We start from the raw sequence: 23878 nt of genomic DNA, 5'->3' as shown, positions 1-23878 counted from the left end.
CGGCGCGACATATGGGTTGCCGCTGTTGTTTCTATGCACTGCCCTATCCTGCACGGCCTTGGTCGCTTTCGCCCCCGCTTATGATGTTAGATCGATGACACCGGATGGCGGATAGGGGGGATGTGGGGAATAGCGGCTATCCTTCTGTATTATTGACAAAAGACATAGAACCACCCATATGCTTGAAAATGCGGCACTAACGTAAGTTGTATTTCTTTTTAGTTAGTGTTTTTTCTATTGGTGCTACATCAACCCTTAGAGATGGAGCAAAACAATCACGTTTAAGTTTTCATTCTAAGAATTCTGTCACTTTATTTTAGGTGGTATCAATATGGGTGAAAAAAAAAATAGATTGGCCAAGTTGAAACAAGAACACCCAAAATGCTGTTTTTGCGGTGGGTCTAAAGATACCCAAACAATTGAACACACTCCACCAAAAGTTCTTTTTCTTAAAAAATCACGCCCTGATGCCCTGTTTTTTCCAGCTTGTAAGAGATGTAACAACGGATCAAGTAGTCAAGACTCTTTCGTATCATTAATTTCATTATCACAGGCTCAAGAAATGCTTAATGAAGGGGCAAAATTTAATGAATATGACGATTACTTTAAAAAAGTAATGCGGTCTGTTCAAAACAAAAACTTTCAAGCCAACAAACTTTTTGTTGATGCTGGAAAAACTGAACGGAGATTAAAAGGCCTCATTAGGGAATTTAACGTAATAAAATTAAAACCAGAGGCGTACACAGATTATCTTGAGCCATGGTTTGCAAAACAAACGATTGCACTCTGGTATAAACACACAGGAAGAATTTTTACTGAAAATGGTGCAATAAGAATCAACCATTACATGACACATGAAAAGCAAATATATGCCAATCTCATAAGTAACCTTCCAATAGATTTTTCATCACCTGCCCAAAATTTATCACAAGGTTCATGGCGCACACCTGACCAGTTCCAGTATCAGTATAATTTTTCTTCGTCACAAGGTATCGGGTTATGCGCTGTTGAATTACACAAAGGGTTAGCTTACGTGGCGTTAGTGTCTGACCGGGCAAACTATAAATTCACAGACAACGCATCCCTAATTAGTAATGATCGTATCTGGCGTACATCAGCAGAAAAAGGCATACACCATACAAAAGCAATCATATGAACATAGGGTCAATGCGCAACGCTGATTTAATAGCGTTCGGCTCTGTTACGTTTCCCGCCAGATGTGTTGATACTCCGACATTCACATAAAGAGTAACCATATGACCGACCACCCGAAAGGCAACCATTATGAAAGTAGAAGCGCAAATTTTACAAGGACGTTGGTGGATAGCGGGAAAACCCAAAACAAGGGTTAATGGCACTCTTGAAATTGAACAATCAGGAAGCACAAAGATAACACTCTTCCCAAATGATGAAATTGATAGCAACAACTTTTTCAACTTTGAAGAAGCTAAAATTGGTGGACGTCCATTTAAATTTTCTCGCTTAGTCGGTCTCCTCCACAATGGCAAAGTAGTCACAGCTGATAATGTGTCATGCTTTTTCAGTGGAATGCAGAATCTTGTAATTTTGGAGTACGATTGCTACCCAGCGTATATCTGCATTTCTAGTATAGACTTTGAGAAAGATGATTTGAAGCTATCAAACATATCACTTGAAATAGATGGCCTTGATGAGTTCATCTTTGTTTCAGGGTTTAAATACAAACAAAATATTAAAGCTGACGCACAAAACAAATTGACCGGTGCGGTCTTTGAACCAACCTATTCACATCCTGACCGCGTTCAAATATTCCATGAAAATGGAGTATCGCTCTATGCTCACTTTGGGTTCAAATATTCACCAGGTTTTTCAGAACTAGCAATCAAACAAACGACCAAGTTTCGGTTAGAATCAGAAATACCAATGTCTTTATCAGATTGGTGGGATGAAATTATAAGCCTCAACCAAATCGTATGCATATTATTTGGGCAACCCCTTCCTTTAATATCTATTCAATCATCATATAAATTAAACGGAAAAGAAGAAACTCTGGACTTCATCAGCTATAGTGAGCCAAACCCAAAAAGGCATATTAAACCTTTTTCAAGCAACCTTTTGTTTAAACGGTCAGAAGAAAAAGACATTACTGATAAGTTACTTAAAGAGTTTTTAAAGTTGAGAAAGGAATATCACTTGATATTTGATGCGTTCTTCTCTTCCAAATTTACTGACAATCAGTATGCTTCCACTCGTTTCTTTATGATTACCAAAGCCCTTGAAGGCTTCCACCGACTCCTGAGATGCAACAACAATAAAAATAGAAAGAGTATAAGCCTTAAAACAAGGATAGATGAACTATTTGCTGATTTTGAGGAAATATCAAATTGCGAATATCAGTGGGGAGATATAGCTACAAAAGTTGCATCCTATAGAAACCAAGAAGCACATTTGATGAAAACTTCACAAAATTATGATGTAAATGACATACATAAAATCACTCAAACACTCCATGTTGTATTTGCAATATTGTTCCTAGCTGAAGCAACAAAGAGAGCAAACTGCATCGTTCCAGCAGAATGGTTAAAAAGAAGTAGTTGGATTTCACAAAACTTACCAGTATTGAAATAAGATTGGTTAGTATCAGAACAGAAAGTTCAAATAGCATCAAAACACTCAGTTAAAAGCTGAACCTCAATAATAAATCAAAATAATAAATCCCAACCCTTAAACCTAGACACCAAATTCTCATTCAAAGTAATCACGATCAATTTGCATGTAGGCAATCATCAGCTTTGCCAGCCTCTCATCATCAATTATACTTTTCCTCAAAGCAACGCCGCTCGAAAAAATCGCGGGCATCTATAATCGAAAGGAAAATAGACCGACTCATCAACTTGTGAACATCTAAAGCGAGCTTACGAGATTGTTCCTTTGTAAGCCCCTTAAAGCCACGAGAATCAATCACGTCCATAACGTCCGAAATAGGTCTGTCTTGCTCGTATATTTGATAAATCCATGAAGCAGCTTCACCAACTTGCCGACAGTTCGTTGTCGCTATCGATGGCGTGACACTTGCTGTTAGCATTACAACCGCCAGCAAAATGTATTTTATCGAAACACGCATTTATATTTCCTCAAGCATATCGGCACTCACAGTGAGATGAAAATCCCAACTCAAGCTACACGATAAGGCGTAAAGAAAACGTTAATGTTAAGAAAAAATGGTGCGGCCGAGAAGACTCGAACTTCCACGGGGGTTAGCCCACAGCGACCTCAACGCTGCGCGTCTACCAATTCCGCCACGGCCGCACGTTTGAGGTGCCCTCTATATGTCATTATGCCCGGCTTTAATCAAGCCCCTACTTTCTCTCACCCCCGCACACCCCAGCCTATCCCAACCTACCCCCCTAACCTATATTGACAGGCACCGCCGCGCGGGGTCATCCTTGACCATGATCCATATATTCCCTAACCAGTTCATAAAACTGTAAAAGCCCTTTGCCGATAGAGACCGCCCCACCATGCCATCCGGTTCAGACATCACCGCCCCTATGGAATCTTCTACTACATCATCTGGCGCACCCGCCGTGGCATGGCAATGCTTTTCCGGCCTTCAGCCCTATCTGCCCATCATCGAATCCATGGCCGCGCATAATGCCGCGATCCGCGCTACGGGCGCGGCTGAGGCCGTATGGCTGCTCGAACATGCCGCCGTCTATACCGGTGGCACTTCGGCGCGTGATGCTGATCTGCTGGTCGCCAATTCCGCCACCCCCACGCATCGCACCGGACGCGGCGGGCAATGGACATATCATGGCCCGGGTCAGCGTATCGCCTATGTCATGCTTGATCTGGCCGCCCGTGGTGGCGACATCCGCGCCTATGTGCATGCGCTCGAAGGCTGGATCATCGATATCATCGGTGATTTTGGCGTCACTGGCACGCGGCGCGCGGGGCTGCCCGGCATATGGGTGCATAATGGCAACAGCCTCTCCGGCTATGACAAGATCGCCGCCATCGGCGTGCGCGTCAGCCGCTGGGTCAGCTGGCATGGCATCGCTATCAATCTGGCACCCGATCTGGCCGCCTTTGACGCGATTGTCCCCTGCGGCGTCACCGATGCGGGCGTCACCTCGCTTGATGCGCTGGGTCATAACGTAACCTTTGACCAGCTGGATGCTTCCATGCGCGCGCATTTTGACACGCATTTCGGCGCCACCAGCCCGCTTGCCTATCGTTCCAGATAGCCCGCGCATTCAGGCCTCACGCTTGGGTTGCGCGCACCAGCCCATCCGCACAGGCGCATCACGGCCTAATGGCGGCAACCTGCTAGCCTATTATGCGGCCTGCCCTAGCCAATCTTGCCCAATCCCCATAACCCAGCTTAGAAAACGCCTGTTTGGCGATCACGCCTCGTGTCGCTAGCTTGCTATTGTCATCATCGCTATTTCGGAGACGCCCAGTTTGGGAACCACGCCTGTTTGGCGATCACGCCTCGTGTCGCTAGCTTGCTATTGTCATCATCGCTATTTCGGAGCCACGCCTGTTTGGGAGCCACGCCTGTTTGGGAACCACGCCTCAATAACCATCATCAACGATTGAAATATCTTCTAGATAATCTAGTAATGCGCTAAGCGCGCGTTCGGCATCCGTAATTTGCCAGTCTGCCGCATCCCCCTCACCCATCAAGCCATCAGACGGGGTTTCGTGATGCAGGATGCTATTGCGCCGGCCGCGAAGCCAGCCCAGCGCCGCCTTATTCCCCGCATAGGCAAAGGCCGCGCCATCCAGATAGCCTGACGGGCCTGCCGCTTCATGCGCGACAATATCGACCAGAGCCGCCGCCAGCGTGACAATCGTCAGTGGTAAAGGCACCGCCGATGCGCGTTGTAATTCGGTTAGTATTGCCATTGCATGCGGGCCCAGATCATCCGCCCGATAGCGCGATAATCGTGTCAGGATCTGCGGTGCCACGGTTCTCATACTACACCCCCTTAACCCGAAAAACATACATCCGCACCATATCCGTACCTATTTTTGAAAATGTTTCACGTGAAACATAACGGGAACAAGCATAGGTTAGCCAGCGCATCATTTGAGCAAATCACGAAAGCGTGCCGCCTCGTCCAATTCGGCGCGGATAAAGCCGCGGCGGTCTTCGGCTTCCCAGTCACTGCCCCATTTTTCGACCTGCCATAATTCGTCAAGAAAGGTTGTCGCAAAGAAATTTTCACTATCGATATCACCGCGGATCCAGGCCAACCCCATTACCAGCGACCCACCCAGACTGACCGTGCGGTGCAAAATCGCCAGATGCCATTCATCATAGGCCGCCACACAATGGCGCAAGGCCGCAACCGCATGGTCTGGCTGATTAACCGGCATGATCGAATGCGCCACGATCAAGGGTGCCTCTAGCTCGCGCGCTGCCCAATCTAGCCAGTTTTGCCATGCGGCCGCCTGTCGTGCCGCCAGATCCGCGTCATCGGCCCGATAGCATAATAGATCATTGCCGCCATAGCTGGTGATTTCGGCAATCACCGCCGCACGCTGGCTAGCCACCCGATCACAAGCTGTTACCGCATAGGCGAAAAGCGGCATGCTTGCAGGTTTAATGTCATCATCCTGCGCATCCCATTCCGCCGCAATCGCACTGGCAAGCGCCGCTGTCGGCATACATAGTTGACTGCCTGCTGGTGTTTTGACAGCACGCCCATCAAGCGCGATCTGCCAGCCTGTATCAGCCTCGATCGCACGCACATCCTTGTAAAATCGTTTCCGCATCTGCATGCTCAATCCTTAAATAGCTGCGCATTCACCCTTAAAAATCCTGAAACCGCCAGCCTTTTGATGGTATCGATAGCCCCAGCGCATCAAGGCTGGTTACCATATGCGGGCTAGGCGGAGCGGTGATCAGCTTGCCATCCGGTAATTTCAACTGCCACGCGTGAAGATGCAACTGTCGTGCAACCATACCGCCAGGATGCGCATCAACCCCGCCATATTTGCCATCGCCGCAGATCACATGCCCGATCAGCGCCATATGGATACGCAGCTGATGTGTCCGCCCCGTGAGTGGCCGCAAAGCCATCAAGGTCAGCTTGCGACCTGCATGATCGACCCGCCGGAACAATGTATGCGCAGATTGCCCATCATCATCCGCCACCATGCGCTCGCCTGACTTGCCTGGTAATTTGCTGATCGCCTGTTTGACCGCGCCCTCTTCCGGCGGCAAACCCATACATAAAGCCAGATAGGTTTTTTCAATCGCATGCTTATGAAATGCGTCAGTCAGACTTCGCGCCGACTGCAAAGTCTTGGCCAGCAACAAAACGCCAGAGGTATCCTTGTCAATCCGGTGTACCAGCCGCAATCTATCGCCACCACGTGCGGCTAGTGCCGCCAGCATCCCGTCAACATGCTGTTTTGTGCCTGTCCCGCCCTGAACCGCAAGCCCGCTTGGCTTGTTTAATGCAAGCCAGCCTTTACCTTCGCCAATCACCATATCATCAAAGGTTTTCTGTAATGGTGCACCGCCTATGGATGGGGCGCCCAGTGCCTTGGCTGACATTTTGTTGGCCGCTGGCTTAACCGTGGCCAGCGCATCAATAGATATGGGCAGGCGGATTTGCTGTCCGACCGCAACACGGCTAGCCGATTTGGCCTTGGCACCGTCAATACGGATCAGACCATTACGCAACATCTTTTCGATCTGCCCCTGCGCCAGCCCCGGAATAAGGCGGCGCAAGACGCGATCAAGCCGGCTACCATCTTCATCTTCGGATATTGTTTCAAAACGCCATTTAGCGGTATCAGCAGACGCCATCATTGTGTTCCCATTACGCTTCGCATCAGCGCAAAAGCCAGAGCAAATACAAGCAATGACAAAAGCACCGAAACCGCCACATAAGTAGCCGCCATATAGACACCCTGACGCTGTATCAGATTACCCGCATCCAGCGCAAAACTAGAAAATGTGGTCAAAGCCCCCAACAAGCCAACAGCAATAAAGCCGCGCCACGCGTCGGGCAACAAGAATCCACCCGCAATAGCACCTGCCAGAAGCCCCATCAGACTACAGCCAACGATATTAACAGCTAGTGTTGCCAGAGGGCCGGAGATGCCGAACAGACCCGCCCCAACCCATAAGGATATGAGATAGCGGATCACCGCGCCAATCGCACCACCAGCAGCCACAACAAGCACCATCATAAAACCGGGCATGGTCACAGTCGCCATTGTCTTTTGCCCTTATGCTTAAATGTTCCCTTGGGCCTATGTGTCCTCTTGGGTCTATGCGTCATTATTATCGTCCATATGTTTTTGCTGTCTCAGCTTATTCCAATAGGCAAGCCGTTTGGCAATTTCACGTTCATATCCGCGTTCGACCGGATGATAGAATTGTGCGCGTTCCATTTCATCAGGAAAACAATTTTGTCCAGAAAACCCATCCGGGTCATCATGGTCATATTGATAATTCGCGCCATAGCCAAGCTCTTTCATCATTCTGGTCGGCGCATTCAGAATATGGGCTGGTGGCGATAATGATCCGGTTGTCATAGCGGCCTTTGTCGCGGCTTTGAATGCGGCATAGGCGGCATTCGATTTTGGCGCAGTGGCCAGATAGATCACCAAACCGGCAATAGCCAAATCACCTTCGGGGCTGCCAAGCCGTTCATAGGCCTGCCAAGCGGCCAAAGCACGCGGCAAGGCTTCGGGTTCGGCCAGACCGATATCTTCGGAGGCAAAACGCGTCAAACGCCGCAGAATATAATGCGGGTCTTCGCCCCCTGCCAACATGCGCGCGAGCCAATAAAGCCCTGCATCAGCATCGGATGACCGCAAGGTTTTATGTAAAGCCGACATCAGATTATAATGCTGGTCGCCTGTTTTGTCGAAAGCTGGTGCCTTGCTGGTCACCAACCGCGTCATGGCATCAAGATCGAGCAAAGGCGTGGCTGGCACATCAACCAGCAAAGATGCCATATTCAGCAGATAACGCCCATCACCATCAGCCATAGCGATCAAGGCGGCGCGGGCATTTTCATCAAGCGCCAATGAAGCGCCTATATGCGCCTCGACACGTTGCAAGATAGATGCAAGGGCGGCATTGTTCAATCGTTCAAGTACCAGCACCTGTGCCCGCGACAATAGCGCCCCATTGAGCGCAAAAGACGGGTTTTCAGTCGTTGCCCCCACCAATGTCACGGTGCCATCCTCAACCCGTGGCAGAAGGCCATCCTGCTGGGCTTTGTTGAAACGATGCACTTCATCGACAAATAGCAAGGTACGCTTGCCATCACGCAGGCGGGTTTCGGCGCGGGTAAAGATTTTGCGCAAATCGGCTACGCCATCAAAGACCGCCGAAACAGGTTCAAATTCCATGCTGGCGGCATCGGCCAGCAAACGCGCAATCGTGGTCTTGCCTGTACCAGGCGGGCCCCACAGGATGATTGATGCCAGATTGCCCCGTGCCAGCATCTGGCGCAGACGCCCGTCTTCCCCCAATAAGCCATCCTGCCCGACCACGTCATCCAGCGTTCGGGGACGCAAGGCTTCGGCCAATGGTACGTCTTTAGGGGGCACGTCTTTATTTTTATCGCCGAAATCAAATTCACTCATGAGGGTATAATCGCCTAAGCACGGGTTTGCCGCCAGTGCTATTTTCATCGCTTTTGGCTTCATAATGCCTAGTGGCAGGCAAAAATAAAGGGCGGCAAAAGCCACCCTTTATCAGATATTCAAAAATCGTTGCGCGTTAAGCGGCTGTATCTGCGGTTTCAGCTTCGTCTTCCATACCCATGACAGGACCTGAATCCTGACCACGTGCATCTTCATCACGATCAACAAATTCGATAACAGCCATTGGCGCTGAGTCACCATATCGGAAACCAGCTTTCATGACGCGTGTATAACCACCATGACGTTCTTTGTAACGCGGGCCAAGCACATCAAATAGTTTCTTGGTCATGTCATTACAGCGCAAACGTGCAAAGGCAAGACGACGGGCATGGAGATCGCCACGTTTACCAAGGGTAATCAAACGTTCGACAACAGGACGAAGTTCTTTTGCCTTTGGCAGAGTTGTAACGATTTGCTCGTGCTTGATGATCGCCTGCGCCATATTCCTGAACAACATCTGACGATGTTGCGAGGTACGGTTCAGCTTCCGACCGGCATTGCGATGACGCATTTTAATTCTCCTTCAAAAAGATCCGACTAACAGCCTAAAACGGCTCGTCGAGGCGTCGGGCTAATTCTTCAACATTCTCTGGTGGCCAGTTGGCAATATCCATACCAAGCTCAAGCTCCATGCCTTTCAGCACTTCCTTGATCTCGTTCAACGACTTGCGACCAAAATTAGGTGTCCGAAGCATTTCATGCTCGGTTTTAAGAACAAGATCGCCAATATAGACGATATTGTCATTTTTCAGACAGTTAGCCGAACGGACTGACAGCTCAAGCTCGTCAACCTTACGAAGTAAGTTACGGCTAAATGGCAATGGATCAGGGTCTTCATCCTGTGTGTTCGACTTTGGCTCTTCAAAGTTGATGAATGTCTGTAGCTGTTCCTGCAAGATACGCGCTGCATAGGCAACTGCATCTTCGGGGGTAACAGACCCATCAGTTTCAAGTGTCAAAAGCAATTTGTCATAGTCGGTGATCTGGCCAACACGGGCATTTTCAACTTTATATGCCACTTGCAGAACCGGGCTGAAGATAGCATCGATCGGAATAAGGCCGATTGGTGAATCTTCACTGCGGTTAGCAACAGCCGGAACATAGCCTTTACCCGAAGCCACTGTGAGCTCCATAGCAAGGCTGGCACCCTTATCAAGATGACACAGAACATGATCTGGGTTCATGATCTCAACACCAGCGCTTTCCGAAATCATGCCAGCTGTAACAGCCAACGGACCTTCGGCGCTAAGACGCAGACGCTTTGAGCCTTCTTCGTCTTTGCGGACAGCGACGCCCTTTAGATTCAGAACAAGATCGGTAACGTCTTCACGGACGCCCGGAATTGACGAAAATTCATGTACAACACCCTGAATCTGGACGGCGGTGATTGCCGAACCTTGCAAGGATGACAGCAAAACACGACGCAACGCATTACCGATAGTTACACCAAAACCACGTTCAAAAGGCCCAACAGCGACAACCGCCTGACTTGGGTTATATTCAGATACTTTGATTTCAAGCTCATCCGGCTTTTTCAGATCAAGCCAATTCTTTTCAATCATGGCGATGTCCTTTTATAGGAGGTTAGCACCCGGTGCCACAAAAGGCGGCACCCGACTATGGATATTATATTGGCGACGTTAAACGCGACGACGCTTACGCGGGCGGCATCCATTATGCGGAATTGGTGTTACATCACGGATTGATGTCACATTAAAACCGACAGACTGCAATGCGCGTAAAGCTGATTCACGACCCGAACCCGGGCCACGTACCTGTACGTCCAATGATTTCATGCCATGGTCTGCGGCCTTGCGACCAGCATCTTCGGCGGCCATCTGCGCGGCAAACGGGGTCGATTTACGCGATCCCTTGAAGCCCATGCCACCAGCAGACGCCCACGCAATTGCATTGCCCTGAACATCGGTGATGGTGATCATTGTATTGTTAAATGTTGAGTTCACATGCGCTACGCCGTTAGTGATATTCTTGCGCTCGCGACGACGAACTCGGCCTTGGCTAGGTTGTTTTGCCATTTTTGTTCTCCTGATGTCCCGCGATTATTTCTTCTTACCGGCAATGGCCTTTGCGGGGCCTTTGCGGGTACGTGCATTTGTATGGGTACGCTGACCGCGAACTGGCAGACCGCGGCGATGACGAAGCCCGCGCAAACAACCAAGATCAAGATAGCGCTTGATATTCATCGATGTCTGGCGACGCAGATCACCTTCAACAAGAACATCTGCATCAATGATATCACGCAGTTTTGTCAGCTCTTCTTCAGACAAATCATTAACCCGGCGTTCGTCTGGAACGCCCGCTCTCTCACAAATATTCTTGGCAGTGGTTGTACCAATACCATGAATATAGGTTAGTGCGATCTCGACCCGCTTTTTGGTCGGAATATTTACACCAGCAATTCGTGCCACTATCTGGCTCCTTTATTTTTAACGGCTAGTTTGGCTTGGGTTTTGCCCGTCAACACCATACTGGAACATTTTCCAGAAAACGGCGAATTATAGGCTTTCCCCAGTTACAGTCAACCTAAACGCTATCAGTTCATCCAAGTATCTTATTTATTTCTGACGACACGTCCTCAATAGAGGTCATACCGTTAATGCTCCGCAATTTCCCTTTGGCTTGGTAAAAGGGAAGTAACGGTGCCGTATTCTCATGATAAACCACAAGACGGTTACGCAAGGTTTCTGCATTATCGTCACTACGGTTACCAGCTGATTCCTTTGCACGGTTTTCGATCCGTGCAAATAAGGCAGCTTCATCAACTTTAATTTCAATCACATGGGCAATTTCATCGCCCCGGCTTGCCATCATCTCATCCAGTGCTTCGGCCTGGGCCACTGTGCGCGGAAACCCGTCAAGAATATATCCAGATGTAGAATCGTCGTTATCCATACGCTCGGCAATCATACCGACCATAATATCATCAGATACCAGATCGCCGCGATCCATAATGTCCTTGGCGCGCAATCCTAGCTCACTGCCAGACGCAATCGCACTGCGAAGCATATCGCCAGTAGATAGCTGTATCATTCCGCGTTCAGAAACCAAACGTTCGGCCTGAGTACCCTTGCCAGCTCCAGGTGCGCCAAAAAGAATTATGTTCATCTGTTGCGCCCTTTCAATTTTGACTTCTTGACGAGTCCTTCATATTGATGCGCCAGAAGATGCGATTGCACCTGACCAACTGTATCAAGCGTTACTGTCACCACAATCAGCAAGGATGTACCGCCAAAGTAAAATGGAACCGCATATTGGCTGATAAGAATTTCCGGCAAAATACACACCGCAGACAGATAACCAGCACCCAGAACAGTCAAACGTGTCAGCACAAAATCCAGATAATCGGCGGTTGATTTACCCGGACGAATACCCGGAATATAACCACCATGTTTGCGTAGATTTTCAGCCGTATCTTCGGGATTGAAAACAATCGCTGTGTAGAAGAAGGCGAAAAACACGATCATGCCGATATAGATAGCCAGATAAAGCGGCTGGCCACGACCAAGCAAGGCGTTCAATGTTACCAGCCAGTCAGCACCACCGCTTTGACCGCCAGTCAGATTGATGATCGAAATCGGCATCAACAATAATGACGAGGCAAAAATCGGCGGGATAACACCCGGTACATTGATCTTCAAAGGCAGGAAGGACTGGTCGCCGCCAAATACCTTGTTACCATGTTGGCGCTTTGGATATTGCACCAGAATCTTGCGCACCGAACGCTCGATAAAGACGATGAAGGCAATCACGCCAATGGCCATCGCAAAGAGCAGAACAATCAGGAAGGCCGATAAAGCGCCCGTACGACCTAGCTCTAAGGTGCCCGCCAAAGCCGAGGGCAAATTCGCCACAATACCAGCAAAGATAATCAGCGAAATACCGTTACCAACACCACGACTGGTGATCTGTTCACCCAGCCACATCAGGAACAAGGTGCCGCCTACCAAGGTAACAACCGTTGTGACGCGGAAAAACATGCCCGGATCACCAACAACACCGCTAGCCGCTTCAAGACCGACAGCAATGCCGTAACCCTGAACCGTGGCCAGAACCACCGTCATATAGCGAGTATATTGGTTGATGATCTTGCGACCGCTTTCACCATCTTTCTTGAGGGCTTCAAGGCTTGGCACAATCGCGGTCATCAACTGCATGATGATCGATGCCGTAATGTACGGCATGATATTCAACGCAAAGATCGTCATACGCGACAAGGCACCGCCAGAAAACATGTCGAACATGCCCAGAATGCCGCTTGATTGCTGTGAAAAGATATCAGCCAATGCGCCCGGATCAATGCCCGGGATCGGCAGATATGTACCTAGACGATAGATAATCAGCGCGCCAACCGTAAACAGGAGACGGCTTTTTAGTTCACTGGCTTTTGCCAATCCGCCAAGTCCTGCGCCGCCCATGCGATCTGATGCTGTTGCCATAATACCTAGATACCTAACGTCAATTATTCAGCAGATGCTGTTGGAATAACCACTTTACCGCCAGCCGCTTCGATTGCCGCGATCGCCGCCTTTGATGCGCCAGCAGCATGAATTTCAAGTTTCTTGGCCTTGAGTTCGCCTTTGGCAAGAATCCGAACACCATCGCGTGCCTTTGAAATGACACCCGCGCTTACCAAGGCCGCGGCATCGACTGGCTTGCCAGCGTCTAGCTTGCCTGAATCAATCGCTGACTGCATACGGCCAAGATTGACCTCGACATAATTTTTGCGGAAAATATTGGTAAAGCCACGCTTTGGAAGACGACGATGAATCGGCATCTGACCGCCCTCAAAGCCGTTGATAGACACGCCTGAGCGTGCTTTCTGACCTTTGTGACCGCTACCAGATGTTTTGCCGGTACCAGAGCCGATACCACGGCCAACACGCTTTGAATTCTTGGTCGCGCCGTTGTTATCTTTGACTTCATTCAGTTTCATGTCTTGCTCCTGCGATCCAATGTGAATCGCGCTTCATAATCTTTTAATAATTAGTCTTCGACTTTGACCAGATGCTTGACCTTGTTGATCATACCGCGGACTGACGGTGTGTCTTCAAGCTCACGGGTACGCCCGATCTTGTTCAGCCCAAGGCCGATCAAAGTCTGACGCTGGTCAGCCTGACGGCCAATCGCACTTCTGGTCTGTGTTACTACAACTGTTTGTTTGGCAGCCATGATTATTCTCCCTTAAGATGCGGCGGCTTCGTCGCCGGCACCTTTATCTGCACGTTTGCCAAGCACATCACCAACACGCTTACCACGCTTTTGCGCGACAGCACGCGGAGCCTGAATATGCTTAAGCGCCGAGAAGGTTGCCTTGATCATATTGTGCGGGTTTGAACTGCCGATTGATTTGGCGACAATGTCCTGAATGCCTAACACTTCGAAAACGGCGCGCATTGGACCACCAGCAATGATGCCCGTACCAGCCTGTGCCGCACGAAGCAGAACCTTGCCAGCACCGTAACCACCCTTGATGTCATGATGCAATGTACGGCCATCACGAAGCGGAATACGCACCATGTTACGCTTAGCACCTTCGGTAGCCTTGCGGATTGCCTCGGGCACCTCGCGCGCTTTACCTGTTCCAAAGCCAGCGCGGCCTTTGCCATCACCAACCACGACCAAGGCGGCAAAACCAAAACGGCGACCACCTTTGACTACTTTTGCTACGCGGTTGATACCAACCAGCTTTTCAAGCATTTCCGGTTCTTCACGGGCGGCGTTACGATCCTGCCTGTCATTATTACGTGCCATCACTAGCGCTCCCTAGAATTTTAAACCGGCTTCACGCGCGGCGTCAGCCAACGCCTTTACCCGGCCATGGAAAATATAACCGCCACGGTCAAACACAACGGTGTCAACACCATTTGCCTGTGCCCGTGCCGCGACCAGCTTGCCTACCTCTGCCGCAGCAGATGTGTCGGCAGTTTTTTTGCTGATCTTCTTAAAATCCGCATCCAACGTTGATGCAGCTGCAAGTGTAACGCCTGCCTTGTCATCAATGATCTGTGCGTAAATATGCTGTGACGAGCGATGTACGGAAAGACGAGGACGTCCGCCAGCATGCTTGCGCAAGGCTGTCCGGTTCCGCGCTCTACGACGCTCAAAGAGTTCTTTTGATGTAAACATGAGCGATCCCTACTTCTTCTTGCCTTCTTTGCGGACGATATATTCGTCAGCATATTTAACGCCTTTGCCCTTGAACGGCTCTGGGGGACGCTTTGAACGAACCTCAGACGCAAACTGGCCAATTAACTGCTTGTCAGCACCGCTAATGAACACCTGCGTGTTACCTTCAACGGTTACTTTGAGCCCTGCTGGCACTTCCATTTCAACCGGATGGCTGAAACCTAAGCTAAGAACAAGCTTGTTACCCTGCATTGCCGCACGATAACCAACACCGTTGATTTCAAGCTTGCGGGTAAAACCAGCAGTAACACCAGCTACCATATTGTTAACAGTGGCCCGCATTGTACCCCAAAGCGCTTTTGCCTGCTTTGAATTACGGCGCGGTGCAACAGTTGCCATATTGTCGGCAACCGACAATTCGACATCATTATGCAACGGCGCGCTAAGCTCACCATTTTTACCTTTGACAATAACCATGCCGCCTTCTTGTGACACTGTCACATCCGACGGGATAGTAATCGCACTGTTTCCGACACGAGACATCTAAACAGCTCCCTAAAATACGTGGCAGAGGACTTCGCCGCCAACTTTGGCTGTGCGCGCCTCATTATCTGAAAGAACACCGCGTGGTGTGGACAGAATGGCAATGCCAAGTCCGTTATACACCCGTGGCAGATCACGAAGACCATGATAGACCCGACGACCAGGGCGTGACACGCGCTTGATCTCGGAAATTACCGGCTCACCTTCATGATATTTCAGCTCAATCTTCAGTTCCTTAATGCCAGGACGCACATCAACGCTAGAATAGTTACGGATGTAACCTTCGCGCTTCAGCACTTCGAGAACATTTGTCCGGAACCGTGATGATGGGCTGGATACGACATTTTTGCGTGCATTCTGACCGTTACGAATACGGGTCAGCATATCACCTAGAGGATCACTCATTGACATTTTTTATATCTCCTCTGTCTTACCAGCTTGATTTCACGACACCCGGCACCTGACCCATTGAGGCCAGATCACGAAGCGCGATCCGAGACATTCTTAATTTACGATCATAACCGCGAGGACGTCCTGAGATTTCACAACGATTGCGAACGCGAATTGCCGCGCTGTCGCGTGGCTCTTCAGCCAGCTTCAAAACAGCCTGAAACCGCTCTTCGATTGGCAGTTCCTTATTCTTGATAATTGCCTTCAAAGCAGCGCGACGTGCACCCTTAGAGGCGACTATACGCTTGCGCTTATTATTCTTTTCGACGGCGCTTTTCTTAGCCATGTCTGACCCCTTTGCCTTAAGCTTTAATGAACGGAAACTGAAAGTTCGCGAGTAATTCGCGGGCTTCGTCATCCGTGTTGGCAGAGGTGACCACTATGATGTCCATACCGCGGACTTCATCAACTTGATCGTAATCAACCTCAGGAAAAATGATTTGTTCTTTGATACCCATGGCATAATTGCCATTACCATCGAAACTCTTGCCATTCAGACCACGGAAGTCACGCACACGCGGCAGGGCAATTGTTACAAGGCGATCAAGGAATTCATACATCTGTTCGCGACGCAGGGTCACTTTACAACCGATTGGCATACCTTCGCGCAATTTAAAAGCCGCATTGGCTTTCTTTGAGCGTGTCACAATCGGCTTTTGACCAGTTATCGCAGCCAGTTCACGCGTAGCATGATCGATTTTCTTCGAATCACGTACGGCTTCACCGACACCCATGTTAATGACGACCTTCTCAAGCTTTGGAATTTGCATGGCATTTTTATAACCAAACTTTTCCACAAGAGCCGGGCGAACTGCCGTCAGATAATGTTCTTCTAAACGCGTTTTCATCTCAGCTTACTCTCCTTACCCTGGCCTATGCCAGAGCCTTACCAGACCGACGAGCGATCCGAACTTTTTTGCCATCCTTGACTTCATAACCGACGCGTGTTGCGGCACCGTTATCTGGGTCAATATGGGCGACATTTGAAATATGCATTGGGGCTTCCATCGGAATGATGCCACCAGCATCATTCTGGGTTGGACGACGATGCCGTTTCACCATGTTGATACCCTGAACGCGCACACGGGATTCAGCGCGAAGCACTTCAAGAACTTCGCCTTTTTTGCCCTTGTCACGGCCAGTGATCACGATCACCTGGTCACCTTTTTTGATCTTGAACTTATCAGCCATCACAGCACCTCCGGCGCAAGCGAAACAATCTTCATGAATTTCTTGCTACGTAATTCACGTGTTACAGGTCCAAAGATACGTGTCCCGATCGGCTCGTCCTGCTTGTTGAGCAAAACGGCTGCGTTACGGTCAAAACGGATAGCACTGCCATCTGCACGACGAATTTCCTTGGCGGTACGGACAATAACAGCACGATGAACATCGCCTTTCTTGACCTTACCGCGCGGAATGGCTTCCTTAACAGACACCACAATCACGTCACCAACACCAGCTACTTTGCGGCCGGAACCACCAAGCACCTTGATACATTGAACCCGGCGTGCGCCAGAGTTATCGGCTACTTCAAGATTTGACTGCATTTGAATCATGTCAGTCTCCCCTAAGCTTTGGCTGCATCGTCATAGATCACTTCATAGACCTTTGACTTGGAAATCGGTGCACATTCGCGGATGCGAACAAAATCACCCTCTTTAAAGTGGTTTTCAGCATCATGTGCCGCAAACTTCTTCGACTTGGTAATAATCTTTTTATAAACCGGGTGCATGATGCGACGCTCAACAAGCACTGTTACAGTCTTGTCGGCCTTATCGCTCACAACGGTTCCCTGCATGGTACGCTTTGGCATAACTTGCTTTCCTTACTTAGCTGCATTTTCTGCACTGGCTTGTTGGCCAAGTACAGTTTTGATGCGGGCGATTTCGCGGCGCACAATACGTGCACGCGCCGGGTTTTCATTCTGTCCACCAGCAATCTGGAAACGCAGATTGAACTGCTCTTTCTTCAGATCAACAAGCTGGGTTTTCAGCTCGTCGGGTGTTTTAGCACGAAGCTCTTCAGCCTTAACGGTTGCCATCTTAATGCCTCTTTCTAATCGCTATCGCCGAGACGACGAACAATTTTGGTATCAAGCGGAAGCTTGGCGGCAGCAAGACGGAATGCCTCTTGTGCCAATTCCCACGGAACACCATCAATTTCAAACATGATGCGGCCCGGCTTTACGCGGGCTACCCAAAATTCGGGTGAACCTTTACCTTTACCCATCCGCACTTCGGCAGGCTTTGATGATACAGGCACATCAGGAAAAATACGGATCCAGACACGACCAGTACGGCGCAGGTGACGTGTGATAGCACGACGGGCTGCCTCAATCTGGCGCGCTGTAACACGCTCAGGTGACATGGCCTTCAAGCCATAAGACCCGAAATTCAATTGTGTTCCACCTTTGGCATTGCCGTGGATACGGCCTTTGTGAGCCTTGCGGAATTTGGTACGCTTTGGCGAAAGCATGACTTAATCTCCCTCGTCTTAACCGTTTGCGCGTGGCGCGGGGCCAGCTTGCTGTTCGGCCAAGCGCTTGTCTTGTGCCATCGGGTCATGAGCCATAACTTCGCCCTTGAATACCCAAACTTTGATGCCACAGGCACCGTAGGTGGTAAACGCAGTAGCTTCACCGTAATCAACTTCAGCGCGCAATGTGTGAAGTGGCACACGCCCTTCACGATACCATTCTGTACGGGCAATTTCAGCACCGCCCAAACGGCCAGCACAGTTGATCCGCACACCCAAAGCACCAAGACGCATGGCTGACTGAACCGCACGCTTCATCGCGCGACGGAAACCAACACGGCGTTCAAGCTGCTGGGCGATATTTTCAGCAACCAGTTTGGCATCAATCTCGGGCTTGCGCACCTCAACGATATTCAAACTAACTTCACCGCCAATACGCTTACTTAGGTCAAGGCGTAGCTTTTCGATATCCTGACCCTTTTTACCGATGATCAGACCAGGGCGACCCGCATGAATTGTGACACGTGCGCGACCAGCAGGGCGCTCGATAACAACGCGGCTGATAGCGGCCTGCTTTAGGCGTTCCATCAGATATTCGCGAAGTTTGATATCTTCATGCAGCAATGTGCCGTAATTACGACCAGCATACCAGCGTGAGTCCCATGTGCGGTTGATACCAACACGCAGACCAATTGGCTTAACTTTCTGACCCATCTACTGGTCTCCTCTTTCACCGACAATAATCGTCAGATGTGAATATGGCTTTAAGATACGTGCCCCGCGACCGCGTGCGCGTGCCTTAAACCGCTTCATCACCAGACCTTTGCCAACATGTGCTTCTTTGACGTAAAGACGATCAACATCCAGTGAATGGTTGTTTTCCGCATTTGCGATAGCTGACTGCAAAGCTTTTTCAACGTCGTTAGAAATCCGGCGCCGCGAAAAGGTCAAGGTTGCAATCGCCTTGTTCACATCCATACCCCGGATCATAGTCGCTACTAGATTCAGCTTTTGCGGGCTGACTCGAATATTGCGGACAACCGTTTTGGCTTCGCTATCAGCCAGAACTCTTGGTTTTGCTTGCTTACCCATCGTGAGCCCCTAACGCTTTGATTTCTTGTCGGCGGCGTGACCGTAATAGGTGCGGGTTGGTGAAAATTCACCAAATTTATGCCCGACCATTTCTTCAGAGACAGATACCGGAATGAATTTGTTTCCGTTATGCACTCCGAAGGTCAAACCAACGAATTGTGGCAGGATGGTTGAACGGCGTGACCAAGTCTTGATGACTTCATTACGACCAGATTCGCGAACCTTGTCTGCCTTCTTCAAAAGATGTCCGTCAACAAACGGACCTTTCCAAACTGAACGTGCCATGACTATCAAAAAACCCTTATGGCTTGCGACGCCGCACGATCAGGCGGTCAGTCTTCTTGTTAGAACGAGTACGCTTACCTTTAGTTGGCTTACCCCAAGGTGTTACCGGATGGCGACCACCTGACGTACGACCCTCACCACCACCATGCGGGTGATCGATCGGGTTCATGACGACACCACGTACATGGGGGCGACGTCCAAGCCAGCGGTTACGGCCAGCTTTACCAATTTTGATATTCTGTTGATCCGGATTTGATACCGCACCGATTGACGCCATGCACTCTGAGCGAACAAGGCGAACCTCACCAGATGTCAGGCGCAAAATAGCATAGCCGCGATCACGACCAACCAGCTGGATATAAGTACCAGCCGAACGTGCAAGCTGACCACCCTTACCAGGCTTTAGCTCGACATTGTGAACCAATGTACCAACCGGGATATTTGCAAGCGGCAACGCATTACCAGGCTTGATATCAGAACCTATGCCCGAGCTGACCTTGTCACCAACAGACAGACGCTGTGGTGCCAGAATGTAGCTTTGTTCGCCATCATCATAAGTGATAAGAGCAATAAAGGCCGTACGGTTAGGATCATATTCAAGACGCTCAACTGTCGCCATAACGCCTGTTTTGGTGCGCTTGAAATCAACCATGCGATAGCGGCGTTTATGACCGCCACCTTTTTGCCAGGACGTCACGTGACCCGAATTATTACGACCACCTGTCTTTGACAAACCAACAGTCAGCTTTTTAACTGGCTTGCCTTTGTAAAGGTCAGATTTATCGACCAGAACAAGGTTCCGCTGGCTAGGTGTGGTTGGATTAAACTTCTTCAAAGCCATTGTCTAGACTCCCATCAGGTCAATATTCTGACCCTCGGCCAATGTTACCATTGCCTTTTTCATGTCTGAGCGGCGACCCGGACGGCCCTTGAACATCTTGCTTTTACCTTTAAGCAGGATTGTATTTACCGCGGTTACATTGACGTCAAACAGCATTTCGACAGCTGCCTTGATTTCCGGCTTGGTAGCCGACAACGGCACTGCAAATGTCACCTGACCATTTTCGCTGGCCTGTGTTGCTTTTTCGGTGATGATCGGGCGTAGAATGGTGTCATAGGCAGCCGCACGGCTTAATGTCACTTTTTCTGGTTTACGTGCACGGATACTCATTTCAAGCGCTCCTCAAGATGGGCCGCCGCGTCTTTCGAAAGAATAAGAACGTCACGACGCAGAATGTCATACACATTGATGCCTTGCTGCGGCAGTACATCGACAAGCGGGATGTTACTCGCCGCATTTACAAAACCGGCATCCAGCTCTTCACCGCCAATGATCAGCGCGTTTTCAGCACCCAGCTTTGACAATTGCGCACGCAATGCAGCGGTTTTACCCTTGCTGACCAGCTTATCGAGAACGATTAGCTTGCCTTCAGATGCCTTGCTAGACAAAGCCGAACGCAGACCTGCACGGCGTACCTTTTTTGGCAAGGCATGACCATGATCACGAACAACCGGACCGTGCACAACGCCACCACCACGGAACTGAACCACCGAAGCGGCACCATGACGGGCGCGACCTGTGCCCTTTTGACGGAACATCTTGGCAGTTGTACGGGCCACTTCGGACCGGCTCTTAACCTTGTGCGAACCAGCGCGGCGCTTGGCCAACTGCCATTTAACAACGCGGGCGAGCAAGTCAGCGCGCGGCGCCACTGCAAATACAGTGTCATCCACGGTGATATCACCAGCAGCTTTGTTATCGAGTGTTTTCACATTCAACTTCATCTTGCTATTCCTTCTCGGCTTCAGCATCAGCAGATGTTTCAGCAGGTGCTTCAACAGCTGTATCTTCGGCTGGTGCGGCGTCCTGTGCTGGGACGTCGGCCTCGGCTGGCGCGTCTGCTGGTGAAGCATCCTCAACGGCGGTTGGGGCGGCTGGCGCATCGCTCAGCAACCCTGCCGGGAATGGCACACCATCAAACGGCTTTGCCTTAATCGCGTCGCTGATCAATACCCAGCCATTCTTCGGACCGGGAACAGCACCGCATAACAATACGACACCTTCTTCATCATCAACCGCGACAACCTCAATATTCTGGGTTGTGTTGCGCACTGCACCCATATGGCCGGCCATTTTCTTGCCTTTGAAGACCTTGCCCGGATCCTGACACTGGCCAGTAGAACCATGCGAACGATGCGAGATCGATACACCATGCGAAGCCCGTAAACCGGCAAAATTATGCCGCTTCATCGCGCCTGCAAAACCCTTACCCTGAGTGGTGCCGACAACGTCAACTTTCTGACCAGCCACGAAATGGCTTGGCACCAATGTCGCACCCACATCAAGAACCGCATCATCACTGACCCGAAACTCGACAAGCTTTGACTTTGGCAACACATTTGCCTTGGCAAAGTGACCACGCATTGGCTTGGAAACGTTCTTGGCTTTCGCCATGCCTGCTCCAAGCTGAACCGCAGTATAACCATCTACTTGTTTGTTACGCACAGAAACAACCTGAACATCGTCCATCTTTAGAACTGTCACTGGCACATGATGGCCAGCTTCGTTAAAGACACGGGTCATTCCCAATTTACGTGCGATGATGCCGCTACGCATAATTCTGCCCCTTCCCTAGAGCTTAATCTCAACATCGACACCAGCCGCCAGATCGAGCTTCATCAGCGCGTCAACGGTTTGTGGTGTCGGGTCAACAATATCGAGCAGTCTCTTATGCGTACGCATTTCAAACTGTTCACGACTTTTCTTGTCAATATGAGGTGAACGCAGGACTGTCATCCGACGCAAATTAGTCGGCAACGGAATTGGCCCGCGAACTTCCGCACCTGTACGCTTAGCCGTATTCACGATTTCGGTCGTGGACTGGTCAAGAATACGGTGGTCGAACGCTTTCAACCTGATTCGGATGTTCTGGGTTTCCATATTGTTCTACCTCGTTAGTAATCAATAAAGGGGAGCAAAACGCCCCCCTGAATAAGTATAATTATTTTACCACTGTTGCGACGACACCAGCACCCACGGTGCGGCCACCTTCGCGGATCGCAAAGCGCAAGCCTTCATCCATCGCAATCGGCGCGATCAAGGTCACGGTCATCGCAATATTATCACCTGGCATCACCATTTCGGTGCCTGATGGCAATTCAACCGAACCAGTCACATCCGTCGTCCGGAAATAGAACTGTGGACGATAGTTAGAGAAGAACGGCGTATGACGACCACCCTCATCCTTGGTCAGGATATAAGCCTCGGCCTTGAACTCGGTATGTGGTGAGATTGAACCAGGCGCACAAAGAACCTGACCACGCTCAACTTCCTCACGCTTGGTACCACGAAGCAACACACCAACATTATCGCCAGCTTCACCCTGATCAAGCAGCTTGCGGAACATCTCAACACCCGTACAGGTTGTCTTTTGTGTGTCTTTCAGACCAACAATCTCGATCTCTTCGCCAACATTCACAATGCCGCGCTCAATACGTCCGGTCACAACCGTACCACGACCCGAAATCGAGAACACATCCTCAATCGGCATCAGGAATGGCTGATCCTTCGGACGCTCTGGCTGGGGAATATACGCATCAACCGCCGCCATCAATTCCTTGATCGCACCAGAACCAATCGTATCATCACCACCCTCAAGTGCGGTCAATGCCGAACCTTTGACAATCGGAATATCGTCGCCCGGAAATTCGTATGATGACAGCAATTCGCGGATTTCCATCTCAACAAGCTCAAGCAACTCTTCATCGTCAACCTGATCAACCTTGTTCATGAATACGCACAAAGCCGGCACACCAACCTGACGCGCCAGCAAAATGTGCTCGCGGGTCTGTGGCATCGGGCCATCAGCCGCTGATACAACCAAAATCGCACCATCCATCTGCGCCGCACCAGTGATCATGTTCTTCACATAATCGGCGTGACCCGGGCAATCAACATGCGCGTAATGACGCTGCTCTGTCTCATATTCAACATGCGCTGTCGAAATGGTGATACCACGCGCACGCTCTTCAGGCGCCTTGTCAATCTGGTCGTAATCCTGAAACTCTGCGCCGCCAGCTTCCGCCATCACCTTGGTGATCGCTGCTGTCAATGTCGTCTTACCATGGTCAACGTGACCAATCGTTCCGATGTTACAATGTGGCTTGGAACGATCAAACTTTTCCTTAGACATATCTATGGTCTCCTATTCTTAAGATTTCA

Annotated in this window: 38 protein-coding genes and 1 tRNA gene; 3 read left to right on the top strand and 36 right to left on the bottom strand. The window is 49.9% G+C overall.

The features are described from left to right. The first annotated feature begins 331 nt into the window (after positions 1-331). On the top strand, positions 332-1156 hold the full coding sequence (locus SAR116_RS12420) for a hypothetical protein (protein WP_013047294.1): 825 nt from the start codon (positions 332-334) through the stop codon (positions 1154-1156). 128 nt (positions 1157-1284) lie between these two features. Next, a complete protein-coding gene (locus SAR116_RS12415; protein WP_013047293.1) occupies positions 1285-2607 on the top strand; it encodes an ApeA N-terminal domain 1-containing protein in 1323 nt (440 codons plus the stop codon). A 181-nt stretch (positions 2608-2788) separates the two neighbouring features. On the opposite strand, the gene SAR116_RS12410 is transcribed toward SAR116_RS12415, so the two are convergent. The 3 genes from SAR116_RS12410 to SAR116_RS13890 all read right to left on the bottom strand — a co-directional run bounded on the left by SAR116_RS12410 (position 2789) and on the right by SAR116_RS13890 (position 3520). After that, positions 2789-3103 (bottom strand): hypothetical protein, encoded by a 315-nt coding sequence (locus SAR116_RS12410; RefSeq protein WP_041860954.1) that lies wholly within the window; start codon positions 3101-3103, stop codon positions 2789-2791. Positions 3104-3201: 98 nt separating this feature from the next. Beyond that, a tRNA-Leu gene (locus tag SAR116_RS12405) sits at positions 3202-3288 on the bottom strand. Between the two features lie 103 nt (positions 3289-3391). Next, positions 3392-3520: a hypothetical protein gene (locus SAR116_RS13890; RefSeq protein WP_274378516.1), complete on the bottom strand. Its 129-nt coding sequence runs from the start codon at positions 3518-3520 to the stop codon at positions 3392-3394. 10 nt (positions 3521-3530) lie between these two features. Here SAR116_RS13890 and lipB point away from each other — a divergent pair, with 10 nt between their 5' ends. Further along, positions 3531-4226 carry a lipoyl(octanoyl) transferase LipB gene (gene lipB / locus SAR116_RS12400; RefSeq protein ID WP_049757555.1) on the top strand — a complete coding sequence of 232 codons (696 nt, stop codon included), beginning with the start codon at positions 3531-3533 and terminating at the stop codon, positions 4224-4226. A gap of 331 nt (positions 4227-4557) precedes the next feature. Here lipB and SAR116_RS12395 read toward each other — a convergent pair whose 3' ends face one another. The 33 genes from SAR116_RS12395 to tuf all read right to left on the bottom strand — a co-directional run bounded on the left by SAR116_RS12395 (position 4558) and on the right by tuf (position 23849). Then, positions 4558-4962 (bottom strand): hypothetical protein, encoded by a 405-nt coding sequence (locus tag SAR116_RS12395; RefSeq protein ID WP_013047290.1) that lies wholly within the window; start codon positions 4960-4962, stop codon positions 4558-4560. 108 nt (positions 4963-5070) lie between these two features. Then, complete coding sequence (locus SAR116_RS12390; RefSeq protein WP_013047289.1) at positions 5071-5769, bottom strand: ATP12 family chaperone protein; 699 nt, start codon at positions 5767-5769, stop codon at positions 5071-5073. Positions 5770-5800: 31 nt separating this feature from the next. Beyond that, positions 5801-6808 (bottom strand): RluA family pseudouridine synthase, encoded by a 1008-nt coding sequence (locus SAR116_RS12385; RefSeq protein ID WP_013047288.1) that lies wholly within the window; start codon positions 6806-6808, stop codon positions 5801-5803. After that, complete coding sequence (crcB, locus tag SAR116_RS12380) at positions 6805-7218, bottom strand: fluoride efflux transporter CrcB (protein WP_013047287.1); 414 nt, start codon at positions 7216-7218, stop codon at positions 6805-6807. Before crcB ends, SAR116_RS12385 begins: the two co-directional genes overlap by 4 nt. 54 nt (positions 7219-7272) lie before the next feature. Next, a complete protein-coding gene (locus SAR116_RS12375) occupies positions 7273-8601 on the bottom strand; it encodes a replication-associated recombination protein A (protein ID WP_041860953.1) in 1329 nt (442 codons plus the stop codon). Between the two features lie 136 nt (positions 8602-8737). Beyond that, entirely contained in the window at positions 8738-9172 is a 435-nt protein-coding gene (gene rplQ, locus SAR116_RS12370; RefSeq protein WP_013047285.1) for a 50S ribosomal protein L17, read from the bottom strand. 34 nt (positions 9173-9206) lie between these two features. Continuing rightward, on the bottom strand, positions 9207-10223 hold the full coding sequence (locus SAR116_RS12365) for a DNA-directed RNA polymerase subunit alpha (RefSeq protein WP_013047284.1): 1017 nt from the start codon (positions 10221-10223) through the stop codon (positions 9207-9209). Between the two features lie 78 nt (positions 10224-10301). Beyond that, positions 10302-10697 carry a 30S ribosomal protein S11 gene (rpsK, locus tag SAR116_RS12360; protein ID WP_013047283.1) on the bottom strand — a complete coding sequence of 132 codons (396 nt, stop codon included), beginning with the start codon at positions 10695-10697 and terminating at the stop codon, positions 10302-10304. A gap of 24 nt (positions 10698-10721) precedes the next feature. Next, the gene (gene rpsM, locus SAR116_RS12355; protein ID WP_013047282.1) at positions 10722-11090 is read right to left on the bottom strand and encodes a 30S ribosomal protein S13; all 369 of its coding nucleotides are present in this window, start codon (positions 11088-11090) and stop codon (positions 10722-10724) included. A gap of 130 nt (positions 11091-11220) precedes the next feature. Then, a complete protein-coding gene (locus tag SAR116_RS12350; protein WP_013047281.1) occupies positions 11221-11787 on the bottom strand; it encodes an adenylate kinase in 567 nt (188 codons plus the stop codon). After that, on the bottom strand, positions 11784-13118 hold the full coding sequence (gene secY / locus SAR116_RS12345; RefSeq protein WP_013047280.1) for a preprotein translocase subunit SecY: 1335 nt from the start codon (positions 13116-13118) through the stop codon (positions 11784-11786). The genes SAR116_RS12350 and secY overlap by 4 nt, the downstream gene beginning before the upstream one ends. 23 nt (positions 13119-13141) lie before the next feature. After that, a complete protein-coding gene (rplO, locus tag SAR116_RS12340) occupies positions 13142-13615 on the bottom strand; it encodes a 50S ribosomal protein L15 (protein ID WP_013047279.1) in 474 nt (157 codons plus the stop codon). Between the two features lie 50 nt (positions 13616-13665). After that, a complete protein-coding gene (gene rpmD, locus SAR116_RS12335) occupies positions 13666-13851 on the bottom strand; it encodes a 50S ribosomal protein L30 (protein ID WP_013047278.1) in 186 nt (61 codons plus the stop codon). 12 nt (positions 13852-13863) lie between these two features. Next, positions 13864-14433 carry a 30S ribosomal protein S5 gene (gene rpsE / locus SAR116_RS12330; protein ID WP_013047277.1) on the bottom strand — a complete coding sequence of 190 codons (570 nt, stop codon included), beginning with the start codon at positions 14431-14433 and terminating at the stop codon, positions 13864-13866. A gap of 12 nt (positions 14434-14445) precedes the next feature. Beyond that, on the bottom strand, positions 14446-14808 hold the full coding sequence (gene rplR / locus SAR116_RS12325; RefSeq protein ID WP_013047276.1) for a 50S ribosomal protein L18: 363 nt from the start codon (positions 14806-14808) through the stop codon (positions 14446-14448). 9 nt (positions 14809-14817) lie between these two features. Next, a complete protein-coding gene (rplF, locus tag SAR116_RS12320; protein WP_013047275.1) occupies positions 14818-15351 on the bottom strand; it encodes a 50S ribosomal protein L6 in 534 nt (177 codons plus the stop codon). 12 nt (positions 15352-15363) lie between these two features. Beyond that, the gene (gene rpsH, locus SAR116_RS12315) at positions 15364-15762 is read right to left on the bottom strand and encodes a 30S ribosomal protein S8 (RefSeq protein ID WP_013047274.1); all 399 of its coding nucleotides are present in this window, start codon (positions 15760-15762) and stop codon (positions 15364-15366) included. A gap of 19 nt (positions 15763-15781) precedes the next feature. Beyond that, complete coding sequence (rpsN, locus tag SAR116_RS12310; RefSeq protein WP_013047273.1) at positions 15782-16087, bottom strand: 30S ribosomal protein S14; 306 nt, start codon at positions 16085-16087, stop codon at positions 15782-15784. 16 nt (positions 16088-16103) lie between these two features. After that, positions 16104-16649 (bottom strand): 50S ribosomal protein L5, encoded by a 546-nt coding sequence (gene rplE / locus SAR116_RS12305; RefSeq protein ID WP_013047272.1) that lies wholly within the window; start codon positions 16647-16649, stop codon positions 16104-16106. A 25-nt stretch (positions 16650-16674) separates the two neighbouring features. Further along, positions 16675-16992, bottom strand: coding sequence for a 50S ribosomal protein L24 (rplX, locus tag SAR116_RS12300; protein WP_013047271.1), 318 nt, complete (start codon positions 16990-16992; stop codon positions 16675-16677). Continuing rightward, entirely contained in the window at positions 16992-17360 is a 369-nt protein-coding gene (gene rplN, locus SAR116_RS12295; RefSeq protein ID WP_013047270.1) for a 50S ribosomal protein L14, read from the bottom strand. Before rplN ends, rplX begins: the two co-directional genes overlap by 1 nt. A gap of 11 nt (positions 17361-17371) precedes the next feature. Further along, a complete protein-coding gene (rpsQ, locus tag SAR116_RS12290; protein WP_013047269.1) occupies positions 17372-17617 on the bottom strand; it encodes a 30S ribosomal protein S17 in 246 nt (81 codons plus the stop codon). A gap of 12 nt (positions 17618-17629) precedes the next feature. Beyond that, positions 17630-17845 carry a 50S ribosomal protein L29 gene (gene rpmC, locus SAR116_RS12285; protein WP_013047268.1) on the bottom strand — a complete coding sequence of 72 codons (216 nt, stop codon included), beginning with the start codon at positions 17843-17845 and terminating at the stop codon, positions 17630-17632. 14 nt (positions 17846-17859) lie between these two features. After that, on the bottom strand, positions 17860-18279 hold the full coding sequence (gene rplP / locus SAR116_RS12280) for a 50S ribosomal protein L16 (protein WP_013047267.1): 420 nt from the start codon (positions 18277-18279) through the stop codon (positions 17860-17862). A gap of 18 nt (positions 18280-18297) precedes the next feature. After that, positions 18298-18993, bottom strand: coding sequence for a 30S ribosomal protein S3 (gene rpsC, locus SAR116_RS12275; protein ID WP_013047266.1), 696 nt, complete (start codon positions 18991-18993; stop codon positions 18298-18300). Beyond that, a complete protein-coding gene (rplV, locus tag SAR116_RS12270) occupies positions 18994-19371 on the bottom strand; it encodes a 50S ribosomal protein L22 (RefSeq protein WP_013047265.1) in 378 nt (125 codons plus the stop codon). A 9-nt stretch (positions 19372-19380) separates the two neighbouring features. Beyond that, positions 19381-19656: a 30S ribosomal protein S19 gene (rpsS, locus tag SAR116_RS12265; RefSeq protein WP_013047264.1), complete on the bottom strand. Its 276-nt coding sequence runs from the start codon at positions 19654-19656 to the stop codon at positions 19381-19383. A gap of 16 nt (positions 19657-19672) precedes the next feature. Continuing rightward, the gene (rplB, locus tag SAR116_RS12260; protein WP_013047263.1) at positions 19673-20497 is read right to left on the bottom strand and encodes a 50S ribosomal protein L2; all 825 of its coding nucleotides are present in this window, start codon (positions 20495-20497) and stop codon (positions 19673-19675) included. 3 nt (positions 20498-20500) lie between these two features. After that, positions 20501-20827, bottom strand: a complete 327-nt coding sequence (locus SAR116_RS12255; RefSeq protein WP_013047262.1) for a 50S ribosomal protein L23 — start codon at positions 20825-20827, stop codon at positions 20501-20503. Beyond that, on the bottom strand, positions 20824-21441 hold the full coding sequence (gene rplD / locus SAR116_RS12250; RefSeq protein ID WP_041860952.1) for a 50S ribosomal protein L4: 618 nt from the start codon (positions 21439-21441) through the stop codon (positions 20824-20826). Before rplD ends, SAR116_RS12255 begins: the two co-directional genes overlap by 4 nt. 4 nt (positions 21442-21445) lie before the next feature. Continuing rightward, positions 21446-22273 (bottom strand): 50S ribosomal protein L3, encoded by an 828-nt coding sequence (rplC, locus tag SAR116_RS12245; protein ID WP_013047260.1) that lies wholly within the window; start codon positions 22271-22273, stop codon positions 21446-21448. Between the two features lie 15 nt (positions 22274-22288). Then, a complete protein-coding gene (gene rpsJ / locus SAR116_RS12240) occupies positions 22289-22597 on the bottom strand; it encodes a 30S ribosomal protein S10 (RefSeq protein WP_013047259.1) in 309 nt (102 codons plus the stop codon). Positions 22598-22658: 61 nt separating this feature from the next. After that, complete coding sequence (gene tuf / locus SAR116_RS12235; protein ID WP_013047245.1) at positions 22659-23849, bottom strand: elongation factor Tu; 1191 nt, start codon at positions 23847-23849, stop codon at positions 22659-22661. Positions 23850-23878: the final 29 nt, after the last annotated feature.

The organism is Candidatus Puniceispirillum marinum IMCC1322 (assembly GCF_000024465.1).
GTDB lineage: Bacteria > Pseudomonadota > Alphaproteobacteria > Puniceispirillales > Puniceispirillaceae > Puniceispirillum > Puniceispirillum marinum.
This window is presented reverse-complemented; position numbering and strand designations above follow the sequence as displayed.

What these genes read in the sequence shown, in the direction of transcription:
- SAR116_RS12420 (WP_013047294.1), top strand. Translation starts at nt 332, where the DNA reads ATGGGTGAAAAAAAAAATAGATTGGCCAAGTTGAAACAAGAACACCCA.
- SAR116_RS12415 (WP_013047293.1), top strand. Translation starts at nt 1,285, where the DNA reads ATGAAAGTAGAAGCGCAAATTTTACAAGGACGTTGGTGGATAGCGGGA.
- SAR116_RS12410 (WP_041860954.1), bottom strand. Translation starts at nt 3,103, where the DNA reads ATGCGTGTTTCGATAAAATACATTTTGCTGGCGGTTGTAATGCTAACA.
- SAR116_RS13890 (WP_274378516.1), bottom strand. Translation starts at nt 3,520, where the DNA reads ATGTCTGAACCGGATGGCATGGTGGGGCGGTCTCTATCGGCAAAGGGC.
- lipB (WP_049757555.1), top strand. Translation starts at nt 3,531, where the DNA reads ATGGAATCTTCTACTACATCATCTGGCGCACCCGCCGTGGCATGGCAA.
- SAR116_RS12395 (WP_013047290.1), bottom strand. Translation starts at nt 4,962, where the DNA reads ATGAGAACCGTGGCACCGCAGATCCTGACACGATTATCGCGCTATCGG.
- SAR116_RS12390 (WP_013047289.1), bottom strand. Translation starts at nt 5,769, where the DNA reads ATGCAGATGCGGAAACGATTTTACAAGGATGTGCGTGCGATCGAGGCT.
- SAR116_RS12385 (WP_013047288.1), bottom strand. Translation starts at nt 6,808, where the DNA reads ATGATGGCGTCTGCTGATACCGCTAAATGGCGTTTTGAAACAATATCC.
- crcB (WP_013047287.1), bottom strand. Translation starts at nt 7,218, where the DNA reads ATGGCGACTGTGACCATGCCCGGTTTTATGATGGTGCTTGTTGTGGCT.
- SAR116_RS12375 (WP_041860953.1), bottom strand. Translation starts at nt 8,601, where the DNA reads ATGAGTGAATTTGATTTCGGCGATAAAAATAAAGACGTGCCCCCTAAA.
- rplQ (WP_013047285.1), bottom strand. Translation starts at nt 9,172, where the DNA reads ATGCGTCATCGCAATGCCGGTCGGAAGCTGAACCGTACCTCGCAACAT.
- SAR116_RS12365 (WP_013047284.1), bottom strand. Translation starts at nt 10,223, where the DNA reads ATGATTGAAAAGAATTGGCTTGATCTGAAAAAGCCGGATGAGCTTGAA.
- rpsK (WP_013047283.1), bottom strand. Translation starts at nt 10,697, where the DNA reads ATGGCAAAACAACCTAGCCAAGGCCGAGTTCGTCGTCGCGAGCGCAAG.
- SAR116_RS12350 (WP_013047281.1), bottom strand. Translation starts at nt 11,787, where the DNA reads ATGAACATAATTCTTTTTGGCGCACCTGGAGCTGGCAAGGGTACTCAG.
- secY (WP_013047280.1), bottom strand. Translation starts at nt 13,118, where the DNA reads ATGGCAACAGCATCAGATCGCATGGGCGGCGCAGGACTTGGCGGATTG.
- rplO (WP_013047279.1), bottom strand. Translation starts at nt 13,615, where the DNA reads ATGAAACTGAATGAAGTCAAAGATAACAACGGCGCGACCAAGAATTCA.
- rpmD (WP_013047278.1), bottom strand. Translation starts at nt 13,851, where the DNA reads ATGGCTGCCAAACAAACAGTTGTAGTAACACAGACCAGAAGTGCGATT.
- rpsE (WP_013047277.1), bottom strand. Translation starts at nt 14,433, where the DNA reads ATGGCACGTAATAATGACAGGCAGGATCGTAACGCCGCCCGTGAAGAA.
- rplR (WP_013047276.1), bottom strand. Translation starts at nt 14,808, where the DNA reads ATGTTTACATCAAAAGAACTCTTTGAGCGTCGTAGAGCGCGGAACCGG.
- rplF (WP_013047275.1), bottom strand. Translation starts at nt 15,351, where the DNA reads ATGTCTCGTGTCGGAAACAGTGCGATTACTATCCCGTCGGATGTGACA.
- rpsH (WP_013047274.1), bottom strand. Translation starts at nt 15,762, where the DNA reads ATGTCAATGAGTGATCCTCTAGGTGATATGCTGACCCGTATTCGTAAC.
- rpsN (WP_013047273.1), bottom strand. Translation starts at nt 16,087, where the DNA reads ATGGCTAAGAAAAGCGCCGTCGAAAAGAATAATAAGCGCAAGCGTATA.
- rplE (WP_013047272.1), bottom strand. Translation starts at nt 16,649, where the DNA reads ATGAAAACGCGTTTAGAAGAACATTATCTGACGGCAGTTCGCCCGGCT.
- rplX (WP_013047271.1), bottom strand. Translation starts at nt 16,992, where the DNA reads ATGGCTGATAAGTTCAAGATCAAAAAAGGTGACCAGGTGATCGTGATC.
- rplN (WP_013047270.1), bottom strand. Translation starts at nt 17,360, where the DNA reads ATGATTCAAATGCAGTCAAATCTTGAAGTAGCCGATAACTCTGGCGCA.
- rpsQ (WP_013047269.1), bottom strand. Translation starts at nt 17,617, where the DNA reads ATGCCAAAGCGTACCATGCAGGGAACCGTTGTGAGCGATAAGGCCGAC.
- rpmC (WP_013047268.1), bottom strand. Translation starts at nt 17,845, where the DNA reads ATGGCAACCGTTAAGGCTGAAGAGCTTCGTGCTAAAACACCCGACGAG.
- rplP (WP_013047267.1), bottom strand. Translation starts at nt 18,279, where the DNA reads ATGCTTTCGCCAAAGCGTACCAAATTCCGCAAGGCTCACAAAGGCCGT.
- rpsC (WP_013047266.1), bottom strand. Translation starts at nt 18,993, where the DNA reads ATGGGTCAGAAAGTTAAGCCAATTGGTCTGCGTGTTGGTATCAACCGC.
- rplV (WP_013047265.1), bottom strand. Translation starts at nt 19,371, where the DNA reads ATGGGTAAGCAAGCAAAACCAAGAGTTCTGGCTGATAGCGAAGCCAAA.
- rpsS (WP_013047264.1), bottom strand. Translation starts at nt 19,656, where the DNA reads ATGGCACGTTCAGTTTGGAAAGGTCCGTTTGTTGACGGACATCTTTTG.
- rplB (WP_013047263.1), bottom strand. Translation starts at nt 20,497, where the DNA reads ATGGCTTTGAAGAAGTTTAATCCAACCACACCTAGCCAGCGGAACCTT.
- SAR116_RS12255 (WP_013047262.1), bottom strand. Translation starts at nt 20,827, where the DNA reads ATGAGTATCCGTGCACGTAAACCAGAAAAAGTGACATTAAGCCGTGCG.
- rplD (WP_041860952.1), bottom strand. Translation starts at nt 21,441, where the DNA reads ATGAAGTTGAATGTGAAAACACTCGATAACAAAGCTGCTGGTGATATC.
- rplC (WP_013047260.1), bottom strand. Translation starts at nt 22,273, where the DNA reads ATGCGTAGCGGCATCATCGCACGTAAATTGGGAATGACCCGTGTCTTT.
- rpsJ (WP_013047259.1), bottom strand. Translation starts at nt 22,597, where the DNA reads ATGGAAACCCAGAACATCCGAATCAGGTTGAAAGCGTTCGACCACCGT.
- tuf (WP_013047245.1), bottom strand. Translation starts at nt 23,849, where the DNA reads ATGTCTAAGGAAAAGTTTGATCGTTCCAAGCCACATTGTAACATCGGA.